Source organism: Dietzia sp. DQ12-76 (genome assembly GCF_014145045.1).
Lineage (GTDB): Bacteria > Actinomycetota > Actinomycetes > Mycobacteriales > Mycobacteriaceae > Dietzia.
In genome coordinates this window covers 1-13710 of sequence record NZ_JAALDV010000034.1, presented here as the reverse complement: position 1 = coordinate 13710, position 13710 = coordinate 1, and the positions used below count along the sequence as shown (strand labels likewise).

15 protein-coding genes, 1 pseudogene and 1 riboswitch are annotated in these 13710 nt (G+C 69.3%); of the genes and pseudogenes, 8 read left to right on the top strand and 8 right to left on the bottom strand.

Annotated elements, in window-relative coordinates; genetic code table 11:
• The 6 genes from G6019_RS01830 to G6019_RS01805 form a co-directional block, all read right to left on the bottom strand.
• The coding region (locus G6019_RS01830) for an energy-coupling factor ABC transporter ATP-binding protein (RefSeq protein WP_182626946.1) at nucleotides 1–694 on the bottom strand (694 nt) is incomplete at its 3' end.
• A complete protein-coding gene (locus G6019_RS01825; protein ID WP_182612155.1) occupies nucleotides 691–1419 on the bottom strand; it encodes a CbiQ family ECF transporter T component in 729 nt (242 codons plus the stop codon). The genes G6019_RS01830 and G6019_RS01825, both read right to left, overlap by 4 nt.
• A gap of 15 nt (nucleotides 1420–1434) precedes the next feature.
• A complete protein-coding gene (locus G6019_RS01820; protein ID WP_182612154.1) occupies nucleotides 1435–1797 on the bottom strand; it encodes an energy-coupling factor ABC transporter substrate-binding protein in 363 nt (120 codons plus the stop codon).
• Entirely contained in the window at nucleotides 1794–2534 is a 741-nt protein-coding gene (locus G6019_RS01815; RefSeq protein WP_182612153.1) for an energy-coupling factor ABC transporter permease, read from the bottom strand. The genes G6019_RS01820 and G6019_RS01815 overlap by 4 nt, the downstream gene beginning before the upstream one ends.
• Nucleotides 2535–2570: 36 nt before the next feature.
• Nucleotides 2571–2783: riboswitch (cobalamin riboswitch) on the bottom strand.
• A 20-nt stretch (nucleotides 2784–2803) separates the two neighbouring features.
• The gene (locus G6019_RS01810; protein ID WP_107755376.1) at nucleotides 2804–3094 is read right to left on the bottom strand and encodes a P-II family nitrogen regulator; all 291 of its coding nucleotides are present in this window, start codon (nucleotides 3092–3094) and stop codon (nucleotides 2804–2806) included.
• Nucleotides 3095–3108: 14 nt separating this feature from the next.
• Nucleotides 3109–4128 carry a sodium-dependent bicarbonate transport family permease gene (locus tag G6019_RS01805; protein ID WP_107755375.1) on the bottom strand — a complete coding sequence of 340 codons (1020 nt, stop codon included), beginning with the start codon at nucleotides 4126–4128 and terminating at the stop codon, nucleotides 3109–3111.
• Between the two features lie 305 nt (nucleotides 4129–4433).
• Between G6019_RS01805 and G6019_RS01800 the strand changes: the two genes are divergently transcribed.
• From G6019_RS01800 to G6019_RS01785, 4 genes are all read left to right on the top strand, one after another.
• Complete coding sequence (locus tag G6019_RS01800) at nucleotides 4434–4736, top strand: helix-turn-helix transcriptional regulator (protein ID WP_182612152.1); 303 nt, start codon at nucleotides 4434–4436, stop codon at nucleotides 4734–4736.
• A gap of 45 nt (nucleotides 4737–4781) precedes the next feature.
• Entirely contained in the window at nucleotides 4782–6203 is a 1422-nt protein-coding gene (locus G6019_RS01795; RefSeq protein WP_182612151.1) for a 3' terminal RNA ribose 2'-O-methyltransferase Hen1, read from the top strand.
• Entirely contained in the window at nucleotides 6200–8695 is a 2496-nt protein-coding gene (locus tag G6019_RS01790) for a polynucleotide kinase-phosphatase (RefSeq protein WP_182612150.1), read from the top strand. Before G6019_RS01795 ends, G6019_RS01790 begins: the two co-directional genes overlap by 4 nt.
• Nucleotides 8696–8784: 89 nt before the next feature.
• Nucleotides 8785–9651, top strand: a complete 867-nt coding sequence (locus G6019_RS01785) for an AraC family transcriptional regulator (protein WP_182612149.1) — start codon at nucleotides 8785–8787, stop codon at nucleotides 9649–9651.
• Between the two features lie 26 nt (nucleotides 9652–9677).
• Here G6019_RS01785 and G6019_RS01780 read toward each other — a convergent pair whose 3' ends face one another.
• Nucleotides 9678–10337, bottom strand: a complete 660-nt coding sequence (locus G6019_RS01780; protein ID WP_182612148.1) for a TetR/AcrR family transcriptional regulator — start codon at nucleotides 10335–10337, stop codon at nucleotides 9678–9680.
• 129 nt (nucleotides 10338–10466) lie between these two features.
• Here G6019_RS01780 and G6019_RS01775 point away from each other — a divergent pair, with 129 nt between their 5' ends.
• The 4 genes from G6019_RS01775 to G6019_RS01760 are packed head-to-tail and all read left to right on the top strand — an operon-like array spanning nucleotide 10467 to nucleotide 13163.
• Nucleotides 10467–11852, top strand: a complete 1386-nt coding sequence (locus tag G6019_RS01775) for a nucleotide disphospho-sugar-binding domain-containing protein (RefSeq protein ID WP_182612147.1) — start codon at nucleotides 10467–10469, stop codon at nucleotides 11850–11852.
• On the top strand, nucleotides 11849–12259 hold the full coding sequence (locus G6019_RS01770) for an ester cyclase (RefSeq protein WP_107755369.1): 411 nt from the start codon (nucleotides 11849–11851) through the stop codon (nucleotides 12257–12259). Before G6019_RS01775 ends, G6019_RS01770 begins: the two co-directional genes overlap by 4 nt.
• A 43-nt stretch (nucleotides 12260–12302) precedes the next feature.
• On the top strand, nucleotides 12303–12545 hold the full coding sequence (locus G6019_RS17765; protein ID WP_182612157.1) for an InlB B-repeat-containing protein: 243 nt from the start codon (nucleotides 12303–12305) through the stop codon (nucleotides 12543–12545).
• 39 nt (nucleotides 12546–12584) lie between these two features.
• Complete coding sequence (locus G6019_RS01760; RefSeq protein ID WP_182612146.1) at nucleotides 12585–13163, top strand: hypothetical protein; 579 nt, start codon at nucleotides 12585–12587, stop codon at nucleotides 13161–13163.
• Between the two features lie 12 nt (nucleotides 13164–13175).
• Here G6019_RS01760 and G6019_RS01755 read toward each other — a convergent pair.
• Nucleotides 13176–13710, bottom strand: a pseudogene (locus G6019_RS01755) (NAD-dependent epimerase); the annotation flags it as partial.

Genomic DNA, 13710 nt, shown 5'->3' with positions numbered 1-13710 from the left:
CCCGGTGGACCGGGCCGCGGACCAGCGCTCCACCCGAGAGCACCACCGCGTCGTCCGCCCAGGCCCAGGCGAGGTCGACATCGTGCGTGGCCATGAGGATCGCCGCCCCCGCGGCACGGAGTGACTCCAGCGCCGCGAGCAGGTCCTCACAGGAGAGCGGGTCGAGCCCGGCCGTCGGTTCGTCGAGCAGCAGGACGCGGGGCCGCATCGCCAGCGCACCCGCCAGGGCCACCCTCTTGCGCTGCCCGAAGGACAGGTGGTGGGGGACGCGGTCGGCGAGGTCGGTGATCGCCAGCGCCGCCAGGGCCTCGTCGACCCGATCGGCCACCTCGGCCCGATCCAATCCGAGGTTCACCGGGCCGAAGGACACGTCGGCCCGCACGGTCGTGGCGAAGATCTGGTCGTCGGGTTCCTGGAGCACCATCTGCACCGACTGCCGCAGGCGGGTGCGGTCGGCGCGGCGGTCACGGACCCGCTCCCCGTCCAGCTCCAGCTCCCCGGCATCGAGGCGGTTCAGGCCCACGAGCAGCCGCATCAGCGTCGTCTTGCCGCTGCCGTTACCACCGAGCAGCGCCAACCTCGCCCCGGCGGGGATCGTCAGGTCGGCGCCGTCGAGCACGGTGTGGGTGTGGTCTCCGAGGGCGTCGAGACGCCGGTAGGAGAAACGGGCGCCGCGCAGCGCGAGGACGGTCACGTGAGGACCCCCAGTATCGAGACGGACGCGAGAACCAGACAGATGACGAGCACGCGGGTGGCCGAGATCGGGTCCGTCTCGGCGAGCACCGCGGTCTCGCCGCGCTCGGCGCGCATGGACATGGCGTCGTCGATCGCCCGTGCCCGCCTGACGGACAGGACGAAGACCGAGGCGAACTGCGTCCCGACAGAGGTGATCGCGGCCCGGGCGGTGCGGTGTCCGAGCCTGAGATCGTGGGACTGCCGCAGCGTGCGGGCGGCGTCGATGAGCAGCCCCATGAGACGGTAGGTGGTGTCGACGACGTGAGCCAGCGGGGCGGGCAGTCCGGCCCGCCGGCCAGCGGCCAGGAGGTCGGCGACGGGCGTGGTGCACGCCAGGGTGATGGTGGCGGCCGTCGCGGCGATCGCCCTGGTCACGGTCCGCAAGGCGGTGTCGACCCCGGCCGGATCCACCACGAGGCGCCACTCCGTCAGGTCTAGGAAGAGCGGACCGGTTCCCAGGACCAGGAACGCGACGGGCGCGAGCAACGCCGCGACATAGATCCTGGCGGGGACGCGGGCCAGCACCAGTGCGCAGAAGCAGCAGACGGCCAGGATCGCCACGTGACCCACTGGTGGCGGCACCAGCAGTGCCGCCACCAGCAGACCGCCGAAGAGCAGCAGCTTCTCGACTACCGGGAGGTCCGACCAGCGGTTGTGGGACGCCGCGAGCTCGAGTGGGTTCACCTGGCGCCCGGTCTGTCAGTGTCCGGTCGAACCCGTGGCCGCCGCCGACGGGGTCGCCCCGCCCGGCACGCTCTCCCGACGCTGCCTGCTGCGTGTCCGCAGGACGCCGAGCCCGTAACCCACGATCCCGCCGCCGATCCCGGCCTGGAGGGCGAACACCCCCGATTCGACCTCCCCCGGCAGCTCGGGCAGAAGCGGCTCGAACCACGGCTCGTAGTCAGGAGAGACCTCGCTGATGGCCCCTTCGGCCTGCCCGTCCGCACCCTCGAACTCACCGCCCGCCCCGGCGCCGTAGACCAGGGACAGCACCGTGATCGCGAACGCGACGGCGACCAGTCCCACCAACACCCACACGCTGACGTGCTTCCTCCCGCTCATCGCACCGTCTCCGTGGCCTCGACCCGATCGGTACGATCCCCGGGATCCGCGACGGTTCCCGCGTCGGCGAGTCGCGCCCTCCGGAAGAAGCCCACCAGGTCGAGCTCGCGGGAGGCGATGCGCAGGAGCACGCTGACGATCACCACGACGATCAGAGCCTCGACGATCGCCAGCGGGATCTGGGTGATCGCGAAGACGGCGAGGAACTCGGCCATCGAGTACCACAGGCCGTGCTCGACGCTCGGGAACGCCAGTGCGAGCTGGGCACTGGTGACGAGATACGTCACCAGGTCGGCGAGGAACGCGGCGACGAAGACCGCGCCGAGCAGTGGTACCGCGACCCGTCGACACAGGACGAAGGCGCCGTAGGCGACCCACGGCCCGGCGACCCCCATGGAGAACACGTTCGCGCCGAGGGTGGTGACGCCCCCGTGCGCGAGCAGCAGCGCCTGGAAGATCAGGACGACGGTGGCGACGAAGGCCATGACCGGGGGCCGGAAGATGATCGTCCCCAGGCCGGTGCCGGTGGGGTGCGAGCTGGACCCCGTCACCGACGGGAGCTTGACGGCCGACATGACGAACGTGAACGCCCCGGCCACGCCGAGCAGGACGCCCGCCTCCGGAGTCCGGCGGACCGTCCTGATGACCTCGCGCGCGCCGTGGATCACGAACGGTGCCGCGACCGCCGTCCATGCCAGGGCGTGCACGGAGGGGAGGAAACCCTCTGCGATATGCATTTGTCTGAGACCTTTCTGCCCGTCACCTCGCGGGCACTCGTGGTGGCAGCCACGGCCGGTCTCCTGGCTCACGGGTTCTCCCGGTCCACCCCAGAAGGGATACACCGGATCGCCGCCGGTCCGCCTTCCCACCCACACGACGCGTGCGAGCAGTGGCACAGAGGACCTGCGACATCAATCCGTTCACAGTGGCGAGGGCCGCCCCGGTCTCACACCGGGTTCCCGAGCACCGCAGCTGAGCAGATCCTAGCCCCCTCCCGGGCGCCGGCTCAGTACCGCACCGACTGGGCGTCCGAGACCAGACACATGCCACCGACGGACTTCAGAAGGGGGCGCAGCGACCGGAGGACCTCGTCGATCCGGTCGGGGTCGACCGCCACGAGCACGAAGGTGTTGTCGAAGGTGGAGAAGGGGTCCCCCCCGCGCTCACCGTGCTGGCCCCGCCCGTAGATCCCCGGGATCACGGTGCGATGGGTCAGGCCCAGCGAATCCAACGCGCCGAGGAACCTCCCGGCGACCCCGGATTCCACCACCAGTTCGATCCGTTTGACGTCTCTCATGGGATCTCCTCGCCTCAGGCGCCCAGGTGCTGGGCGACGGTGTAGTAGAGCGGAATGCCGAGGACGATGTTGAACGGGAACGTCACGGCAAGGGCCATTGTGAAGTACCGGGACGGCCGCGCTTCGGGGATCGCGTAGCGCACCACGGCCGGGACGACGATGTAGGACCCGCTCGCCGCGAGCACGGCGAGCATGGTCAGGTCGCCGACCGGGAGCCCGGCCAGTGCACCCAGGGCCAGCGCCATCGACGCTCCGATCAGGGGCATCACGATGCCGAACCCGATCAGGAACGGGCCCACGTCGCGGACCTCGCGGAGTTGACGGGCGACGAGCAGGCCCATCTCGAGCAGGAAGAAGGCCAGCAGGCCCTTGAACATGTCGTTGACGAACGGGGACATGGACTCGCCGGCGTCGGCCCCCACCATGGTGCCGATCACGAGCGACCCGATCAGCAGCAGGTGCGCGCCGTCGGTGAACGCCTCGTGCAGGATCGCCCGCATCGACAGGGGTGCCCCCGACGCGGGACCGGGGGCTCCGGCCCCCGCGTCGCCCGCCATCTGAGCTGAGCGTTGACGTGACCGGGCCCAGGTGGCGAGAAGCACCGCCATGATGATCGCGGGCGATTCCATCAGCACCAGGGCGACCGTCATGTACCCGCCGGGTTCCTCGCCACGGGCGGTCACGAACTGCGTCGCGGCGATGAACGTCACCGCGCTGACCGACCCGTAGGTGGCGGCGATGGCGGCCGCATCGAACTCGTTCACTCTGCGCCGCAGGACCAGGAAGCCCAGCGCAGGGATCACCAGGGCCAGGAGCAGAGCGATGCCGATCACCGCCGCGGCGCGGCCGGTCAGACCGGTCTCGCGGAGAGCCTGGCCGCCCTTGAACCCGATCGCCATCAGCAGGTAGAGCGACAGGAACTTGGTGACGGGGGCCGGTATCTCCAGATTGGAGCGCACCGCGGCGACGAACAGCCCCAGGAAGAAGAACAGGATCGGCGGGTCCGTGAGGCTGCCGAGAATGCTGAGGTCCACTGCGTGTCTCCTGATCAGTCCGGAGCCCGGTCGCCGCGACGCGGGACGACCGGAACCCCGTGGTGGCGCGCGATCCGCTGCCCCGACGTGGTAACAGGACGAACAATACACGATTTCTATTGCCTGTTTTATGATGGGCTAAATCTGTGTCGTGTGTCACGCGCACCTCTCCCCCAAGGGCCGAGCCTCTCCCGCACCGCGAAGGGACGCCCCCGTGCCGTGCCCACATGCGTACAGGGATTCGCGTAAGGCAACATGGCACTCGGAAGTCGTCGGTGACGGCCGGATGTAGACGGGGTGACGCAGTGGCGGAGTGGACGTTTCTCACCAACCACGCCCACGTCCTGCTGTGCATCGCGCAGGATTCCGAGACGCGACTGCGCGACATCGCCGACGCGGTCGGGATCACCGAGCGGGCCACCCAGCGGATCGTGGCCGAGCTGGAGGAGGCCGGGTACCTCCAGCGCATCCGGGACGGGCGCCGTAACCGCTACAGCCTGAACCGGGACCTGCCGCTGCGCCATCCGCTCGAGCGGGACCACATGGTGGGGGAGATCCTCAGTGTGCTGGGAGCCCCACGGACGCACGCGGCCCACGGGGACGAATGACGCCGCGTCGCGGCGCCGGTTCGGCGGCTCGGGCAGACTGGCCGGATGTTGCTGACGATCACCGCCCGCCGCTCCGAGGCGCTCCCCACGCCGGGTGATCTGGGTTTCCTGCTGCACAAGCACCCCGACAAGGTGCAATCCTTCGGCGTGTACGCGGGCACGGCGCACGTGTTCTACCCCGAGGTCAGCACGGAGTCGTGCACTGCCGCGGTGCTGCTGGAAGTCGAGGCGGTCGCTCTGGTCCGCGGACGATCCGGGCGCGCGGACGCCTTCGCACTGGGTCACTACGTCAACGACCGCCCGTACGTGGCGTCCTCGCTGCTGGCGGTGGCGATGGGAAAGGTGTTCCGGTCAGCGCTCAACGGACAGTGTGTCGGCTACGAGGACCTGGTCGAGGCTCCCCTGGATCTGACGATCTCTCTGCCGACGGTGCCCGGTGAACCCGACCTGGTGCGCCGGTTGTTCGCGCCACTGGGATGGGACATCCAGGCCGAGTCGATCGCGTTCGACGCCACCCGCCCCCAGTGGGGCGCGGCGCCGCTGGTGGGTCTGACGCTGACCGGGTCCGTGCGCCTGACGGACGCCCTCAGTCACCTGTATGTCCTGCTCCCCGTCCTTGATGCGGCCAAGCACTACTGGGTGGGCCAGGACGAGGTCGACAAGCTGTTGCGTGCCGGTGACCGGTGGTTGCCCGGGCACCCGGAGCGGGATCTGGTGACGCACCGCTACCTGGCCGGCCAGCGGGATCTTCGCGAGAGCGCCCTGGCCCGTCTCGCCGAACTGGACGACCGCGCCGCAGAGAGCACCCCGGACGCCGCTGCCTCGGATGCTGCCGCCGCCCCTCGTCCCCTGGTCAGTCTGCGTCACGACGCGGTACTGGAGGTGGTCCGCGACCTGGCGCCGGTGTCGATCGCCGATATGGGCTGTGGTTCAGGCGCCCTACTGGGCGGCCTGCTCAAAGTCCGGGGTGTGGCACGCGTGATCGGCACGGAGGTCTCGGACTTCGCCTTGTCCAAGGCCGCCACGCGGTTGCACGTGGACTCGATGACCGAACGCCAGGCTGACCGCCTATCCCTCCTACGCTCCTCACTGATGTACGAGGACGAGCGACTGGCCGATCTCGACATGGCGATCCTGATGGAGGTGATCGAGCACGTCGATCCCGACCGTCTGCCGGCTGTAGTGCGCAACGTGTTCGGCGCGATGCATCCCCGGCACGTGGTGATCACCACGCCCAACGTCGAGTACAACGTTCACTACCCGGCGCTGGCCACAGGAGGCTTCCGGCACCCTGACCATCGGTTCGAGTGGACGCGGGAGCAGTTCCAGTCCTGGGCCCACACCGTGGCTGGCGCCCACGGTTACCAGGTGGAATTCCGTCCCGTGGGCGAGCCCGACGGGCAGGTCGGGCCGCCGACCCAGATGGCCGTGTTCAGCCAGTCCGCCCCAGTGGAGGTGTCCGCATGAGTGAGCTGTCCATCCCGGAACTGTCCCTGGTCCTGCTCATCGGCGCCAGCGGCTCCGGCAAATCGACCTTCGCGGCGACTCACTTCGCCCCGACAGAGGTGATCTCCAGCGACGACTGCCGGGCGATGGTCTGCGACGACCCCAATGCCCAGGACGCCACCGTGGATGGATTCGCGGTGCTGGAGTTCATCGCCGGCAAGCGCCTGGCACGCGGGCTGCTGACTGTGATCGACGCGACCAACGTGCAACCGGCGGCCCGTAAGTCCCTGCTGGCCCTGGCCAAGGAGCACGACGTGTTGGCCACCGCCATCGTGCTCGACCTGCCCACCTCGGTGGCAGTGGAGCGCAACGCGGCCCGGGCGGATCGCGAATTCGGCGCCCGGGTGATCAAGCGCCAGCAGGAGCAGCTGCGCCGCTCGATGCGCGGGCTGAAGAAGGAGGGGTTCCGCTCCATCCACGTGCTGGATTCGGAACAGGTGGTGGCCGAGGCGACGATTGTGCGGACCCGGTTGTTCAACGACCGCCGCGACGACCACGGCCCGTTCGATGTGATCGGAGATGTCCACGGGTGCCGCGCCGAGCTGGAGGAGTTGCTCGAGTCGCTGGGTTACGCCCTGGAGAGGGACCAGGCAGGCCGGGCGGTCGACGCGCACCACCCTGAGTCGCGGCGCGTGGTGTTGGTGGGTGACCTGGTCGACCGAGGCCCCGACTCTCCGGGAGTGCTGAGGCTGGCGATGGGTATGGTTGAGTCCGGCAACGCCCTGTGCGTCTCGGGTAACCACGAAGCCAAGCTGGCCAAGGCGCTGGGGCGGGGGACGGTCAAGGCCACCCATGGTCTGCAACAGACCCTCGACCAGTTGGCGGCAGAAGACGGCTCGTTCGTCGCCAGGACACGCGCGTTCTGTGACGGCCTCGTGGCGCACTACGTTCTGGACGACGGCAACCTCGTCGTGGCACACGCCGGCCTGAAGGAGAAGTACCACGGTCGCGCATCCGGGCGGGTACGTGCTTTTGCCCTGTATGGAGACACCAGCGGCGAGACCGATGAGTTCGGCCTGCCCGTCCGGTATCCGTGGGCCGAGGAGTACCGCGGGTCGGCGACAGTGCTGTACGGGCACACCCCCGTCACCGAGACCGAGTGGGTCAACAACACGATGTGCCTGGACACCGGGTGCGTGTTCGGCGGGTCCCTGACGGCGCTGCGCTACCCGGAACGCCAGACTGTCTCAGTGCCCGCCCAGGACACCTACTACGAGCCGATCCGGCCCCCGGCGCCGCCCGAGCGGGATCCCGCGACCCTGAAGCTGACCGACGTGCTGGGACCCCGGGTGATCGAGACCCGCTACATGGGACGGGTGTCAATGCGTGACGAGAACGCGGCCGGGGCTCTGGAGGTGATGAGCCGCTTCGCCGTCGACCCGGAGCAGCTCATCTACCTCCCACCAACCATGTCGCCTGTCGACAGCTCCCCACGCGACGACCTCCTCGAACACCCCGATCAGGCATTCGACCACTTCGCCGCGCAGGGTGTCGACCGGGTGATCTGCGAGGAGAAGCACATGGGTTCCCGCGCCGTCGTGCGCGTCACCAACCAGGGCGGCGGGGTCGTTCATTCCCGCACCGGTCGTGCGTTCCTTCCGGACGATCAGCAGTCGGTCGTCCTGCAACGGATCGCTCGCGCGGCCACAGTCGCCGGGGTGTGGGAAGACCTGGGCGCCACCTGGCTGCTGCTCGATACCGAGATCCTGCCGTGGACACTCAAAGCCGAACCGATGATCCGTGACCAGTACGCCGCCGTGGGTGCCGCCGCCACCACCGCCCTCCCCGCCGCTATCCACGCGCTCGACGCCGCCGCCCACCGCGGCATCGACGTGGGGACCCTGCTGGACCGGACGCGCTCCCGGGCGGACAATGCCGAGAGGTTCGTCGAGGCTTACCGGCGCTACATCCGACCGGTCGAGGGCGACCTCGGCCTGCAGATCGCGCCGTTCCAGCTCGTGGCCAGCGACGCCGATACCTACGAGACCCGGGACCATCACTGGCACCTCGCTCTGGCGGACCGGCTCGTCGCCGCCGACCCGGAGCTGTTCCGTACCACCCGGCGCCTCGACATCGATCTGGCCGACGACCGTTCGCGTGCTGCGGGGTCGGCGTGGTGGGACGATCTCACCTCAACCGGCGGTGAGGGCATGGTCGTCAAGCCACTGGCCAACCTCACCCGAGGAAAGAAGGGCCTGGTCCAACCCGGACTCAAGGTCCGCGGACGTGAGTACCTGCGCATCATCTACGGCGCCGACTACACCACCCCGGCGACGCTGGTTGGCCTCAAGAATCGATCGCTCGGCCAGAAGCGCTCCATGGCGCTGCGGGAGTACGCGCTCGGCCTCGAAGGGGCACGCCGGGCCGCGGCCGGTGAACCGATCTGGCGTGTTCACCAGTGCGTCTTCGGCGTCCTGGCCATGGAATCCGAACCCGTGGACCCGCGGCTGTGACCAGACGTCTGCTCTCCGATCTCATCGGACCGGAGTAGTCGGGCGCGCAGGCCGCCGACCGACGAGAGTCGACCGTGAAGGGAGCGGCCATGATCGAGATTCTCAACCGCCTCGTCGACGAGATCGAAGGACGCCTCGGTGAGGAGTTCGACGTCGACGCGATCGCCGGCGAGATGGGGACGACCGGGTATCACGCCCGTCGGATGTTCTCGTCCCTCGCGGGGATGCCGGTGTCCGAGTACGTCCGTCGTCGACGCATGACCGTTGCCGCGTCCGACGTGATCGGCGACGAGGACCTGTTGACGATCGCCGTGCGGTACGGGTACGGCTCGACCGAGGCCTTCGGTCGAGCGTTCCGTGCCGTCCACGGCGTGAGCCATGGAGACGTTCGACGTGATGGCGGCCCCCTTCGCAGCCAACCGCAGCTCAGGTTCCGCCTGACCGTCGAAGGGAGTCATCCCATGGATGCCCGAATCCTCACTCACCACGAATTCCGCCTGATCGGCCACGCCGCCCGGGTGCCGTTGAACCATGAAGGCGTCAACGCGCACATCGAGCGCCACATCGCTTCTCTGCCCGCTTCCGAGCACGACCGCCTTAAGCTCCTCAGCGGCACCGAGCCCTCGGGACTGTTGCAGGTCAGCGCCGACGTCGACCCGGGCTACGAGGAGGGCAGCGAACTGACTTACCTCCACGGCGTGGCGGTCGCCGTCGGTGCCGACGTTCCCGACGATCTCGACGTGATCGACGTGCCCGCAGGGGCGTGGGTGGTCTTCCGAACCTCCGGGCCGCATCCAGCGGCCCTGCAGGAGGCGTACGCGGCGTCCGCGACAGAGTGGTTCCCCTCCAATCCGTGGAGGTTGCGCCCCGGACCGTCGATCGTGTCGGTACTCGACCGCGCTCCGGACTTCAGTTCGGCGACCTGCGAACTCTGGTTCCCGGTCGAGCGCGCCTGACCCTGGTGCGGGCGGCCGCAGAGCGCTCACTCTCCCGACGGTATCCGTTGACCCGCCTGATACTGCTCGAGCTGGCCGGCGATGGTCGCGCGGAGCCACCGGGCGAAACGCTCGTCGGTCCATCCCCGCTCCCGGACGAAATACCTGTGCGTGTCGGGCCCGGTCAGGTGGCCGAGCACGTCGGCGAACTCAGACACCCGGTCCTGGGGAAGTAACCCGCGTCCGACGAACCACCCACTGCCCAGGTGGAGGTCCTCTATCCGCCGTGTCTCGCTCCGACGGACCGCCTCGGCGATCTCGGGATCGGAGTCGCTGGCCAGGATGGCCGCATGCCACAAGTCGATGATCCGACCGTTGGCGGCGACGATGAAGTCCACGTAGCGACCCAACGCGCGCTCGGTGTCGGGGTCGGCCATGATCGCCTGGAACTCCGGCCGGGCGAGTATCGAGACGGCTCCCTCCTCCCCGGAGAACCCCCGCTCGAGAATCGCCATCATCAACGACGCCTTGGACCCGGCCTGGTACACCGACTGCACCGAGACACCGGCGCGACGGGCGACCTCCCGGAGAGTGGTCCGGGAATAACCGTGTCGCACGAACAGCGACTCGGCGGCGTCCAGGATTCGCCCGCGGGTCAGTGCGGCGGTCTGGGCCCGACGGCTCATCTCGTACTTGCGCGAACTCATGGATCGGCCCCTGTCTCGGACTTCATCTCACCAGTCTCGTTCATGGCCTTCCCAAAGATTGGATGTAGCGCTACTCTACTCAAATCTTCTCGCATCCACGCGGCGGAGACTGCATGCGAAGGAGCGACGATGGCAGCACAGGGCCTCATCGTTGTGTGCGCTACCCCCATGGGTGGCCACGTCGGGCCCCTCACGGCCGTCGGCGGGCACCTGGTCTCCCAGGGGTGGCGGGTGGTGATGATCACCGGGTCCCGGTTCGCCCACCAGGTCACCGCCGCCGGCCTCGAGCACGTCGCCCTGTCCGGGGTGGCGGACTTCGACGAGAAGGACCCGTCGACCTTCACCCCCCACCTCGACAGGTATCGAGGCCTGAGGCTGTCGAGGTACCAGGTGGAGCAGACGTTCATCCAGCCCATCACCGCACAGGCGGCGACGCTGGCGCAGGTGCTCGCCGAGAACGAGGTCTCTGCTGTCCTCACCGACGGCACCTTCGCAGGGACACTCCCCCTGATCTCCCGCGACCCCGGCTCCAGACCTCCGGTCATCGGACTCGGGGTGATGCCGCTCGCACAGACCAGTTGCGACGTGGCGCCCACCAACAGCGGACTACCGCATATGGCCGGACCACTCGGCAGACTGCGCAACCGCCTGGCCCACCGGATGGTCCGCCATGTGCTCTTCCGTGCCACCCAGCGACTCGCGCGCCACCGCATAGAGCAGGCCGGAGGGAGACTGGAGGGGTTCGTTCTGGACTTCTCCGCACAGTGCGACAGGTTTCTCCAGTTGGGGCCGGCCGAGTTCGAGTACGCGCGCCGCGATCTGGCGCCCACTACCGCGTTCGCCGGCCCGGTCACCGCCCGGCGGAGCCGGCCGATCCCCCAGCCCACGTGGTGGGCCGAGATGCTCGCCGACCCGCGACCGGTCGTCCACGTCACGCAGGGCACCCTCGACAACCACGACCTCACCCAACTAATCGAGCCCGCGCTCGAGGCCCTTGCGGATTCGCCGGTCCAGATCGTCGTCACCACAGGCGGCGCCCCCGCCGACGAGCTCGTCCGGATCGCGCCCGAGAACGCCCGGATCGCCGAATACCTCGACTACGAGGAGCTCCTGCCGCGGACCTGGATCATGGTCACCAACGGAGGTTTCGGCGGCGTCATGACCGCACTCCGGCACGGCGTGCCGCTGGTCGTGGCACCTGGAGGCGAGGACAAGCCGGAGGTGGCCGCGAGAGTCGGCCACTTCCGGGTCGGGATCAACCTGAAAGCCCGCCGTCCCGCGCCACGGGCCCTCCGGGACGCCGTCGACGCAGTCCTCTCCGACACCACCTTCGCCGACTCCGCGTCCGCCATGCGCGATGCCATCGCCACCTACGACCCGTTCGCGGTGATCGACACCGAACTCCGACACCTCATCCAGCAGCCCCCGACCGACCCACCCGCCCACGCGATATCCGCCCCGGACACCGACGCACCAGACACCGCCGCACCAGACACCGAGGAGAACCTGACATGAGCGACACCCGCGCAGTGATCGACCAGCACATCACCGCCTTCAATGACCGCACCCCCGACGCCGAACCGTGGGCCGACGCGGCCGAGATGGTCACCCCCGGCGGAACCTTCACGGGACGCGAGGGCGTCCTGGGATTCCTGGCCGTCTTCCAGCAGGCGTTCTCCGACGGCACCCTGCGCATCCATTCAGCGGTCATCGACGGCGGCGACGCCTCCGTCGAGGGCAGCTTCGAGGGAACTCACGACGGCATCCTCCAGAGCCCCGCGGGACCTGTCGAGGCCACCGGGAGGCCAGTCACCTTCCGGTGGAGCGCCACCTACCGCGTCGAGGGCGACCGGCTCATGTCCGAGCACCTCTACTTCGACCAGTTCGACTTCCTCGGACAACTCGGCCTCCTGCCGGGTTGATTCCCAGCCGCGGCGACGGGCCGGCCGTCGACCCGGCGACCGTCTGGCCCGGAGAGGTACCCGACTGCCCACCCCGGCACGGCGGGGGTACACCTTCACCGGGTGGTACACCTCTCCGGACTCCGATACCCTCATCGACCCCCGTTCTCCCCTCACCGCCGACATCACGGCCCACGCAGGGTGGCGAGCCGTCGAGACCCCAGCTAGTCCCTCCACCCCGGTTTGGACCTCTCTCGCCGGAGGCGGTCTCGGTGACTACCTCCCACTGGCCCTCCAGCCGAACTGATCTCCTACCGCCACGACCCTGCACCGGAAGGCCACCGAGATGAACCGCACCCCCCGCCGCACCGGGCGGCGTCTACCCGCCGTCCTCGGCGCAGCCATGGCCCTCGGCTTGGTGACCGCGACGGCCCACGCCGACCCTGCCCGCAGCATCTCGGCCACCGCGGAGCCCACGCCCGGCAGCGACACCGTCACCCTGCGCCTGGTCTCGAACTTCGTCGAGCCCTTTGCCTGCTTCTACTCCATCAACCCCGCTGGCGAGTCGGCACCGTCAAACCTGTGGACGGACAACCCCTCCGCCATCGTGCCAGCCGCGTACAGCGCCCCGTGGAATCTCTCGGAGGTCACCTACACTCACCACCTCTCCGACGGCGAGTACTCGGTGTACTGGCAGTGCTACGGCAACGGCGCGACGAACATCGCGCGTTTCGGCAACGTCGCCAGCCCCCTGACCCCGGCGCCTACCGCGGAACCACTGACCTTCTCGATCGACACCAGCCCCCCACCACCGGCCGACCCGGAGTGCCAGGGCAGCGCCTGCCTCCTCCCCCTGATCGGCGAGCTTCTCGACGCTCTACCCCGAGATCCCGCGGTGCCGGGCGCGGCAGGGTCGGTCGGCTGACCGCGCATCGGCTCACCGGCCCGGGCCGGACCACGCCTGTGCGGTCTGCTCGATCACAGTCCGCCACGGGGTCGGGGAGACGCCGAAAGTGTTGGTGGTCTCCGACCCGTCGGCGACGAAAGGGCCGTCGAACTGGTACAACACACTATTGACCTCGCGCAGCAGTGGGACGACCATCCCCCCGGCGCGGAGGACCGGCCGCGGCACACGGCGCACCCGCGGTGGGGCCGCCCCAGCCGCCTCGGCAAGGTCGTTCAGGACCTCCCGAACGGTTCTGGGCGCGTTCGACGGAACGATCCACGCAGACCCCCAGGCCCGCTCGTCCCGGCCCAGCGCCTCGAGGGTGGCGGCCACGTCCTCGATCGCGGTCCATGTGTGAGGGTGGTCGGGGTCGGCGAACACGGCTGCGGTCTTCCCGGCCAGAGTCGCCCGGCCGTAGCGGGCGATCAGGCCGCTCTCCGCAGGGACGGAGGGGCCGATGTAGTCCGAGGACCGGGCCTCTGCCGTGCGCACCCGCCCCGCTCGGTGCGCGGCCAGGGCGTCCTCC

Bases quoted from the DNA above. Each gene is read 5' to 3' on its own strand.
- G6019_RS01820 (WP_182612154.1), bottom strand. From the start codon at position 1,797: ATGAGCGGGAGGAAGCACGTCAGCGTGTGGGTGTTGGTGGGACTGGTC.
- G6019_RS01815 (WP_182612153.1), bottom strand. From the start codon at position 2,534: ATGCATATCGCAGAGGGTTTCCTCCCCTCCGTGCACGCCCTGGCATGG.
- G6019_RS01810 (WP_107755376.1), bottom strand. From the start codon at position 3,094: ATGAGAGACGTCAAACGGATCGAACTGGTGGTGGAATCCGGGGTCGCC.
- G6019_RS01795 (WP_182612151.1), top strand. From the start codon at position 4,782: ATGTTGCTGACGATCACCGCCCGCCGCTCCGAGGCGCTCCCCACGCCG.
- G6019_RS01790 (WP_182612150.1), top strand. From the start codon at position 6,200: ATGAGTGAGCTGTCCATCCCGGAACTGTCCCTGGTCCTGCTCATCGGC.
- G6019_RS01785 (WP_182612149.1), top strand. From the start codon at position 8,785: ATGATCGAGATTCTCAACCGCCTCGTCGACGAGATCGAAGGACGCCTC.
- G6019_RS01780 (WP_182612148.1), bottom strand. From the start codon at position 10,337: ATGAGTTCGCGCAAGTACGAGATGAGCCGTCGGGCCCAGACCGCCGCA.
- G6019_RS01775 (WP_182612147.1), top strand. From the start codon at position 10,467: ATGGCAGCACAGGGCCTCATCGTTGTGTGCGCTACCCCCATGGGTGGC.
- G6019_RS01770 (WP_107755369.1), top strand. From the start codon at position 11,849: ATGAGCGACACCCGCGCAGTGATCGACCAGCACATCACCGCCTTCAAT.
- G6019_RS01760 (WP_182612146.1), top strand. From the start codon at position 12,585: ATGAACCGCACCCCCCGCCGCACCGGGCGGCGTCTACCCGCCGTCCTC.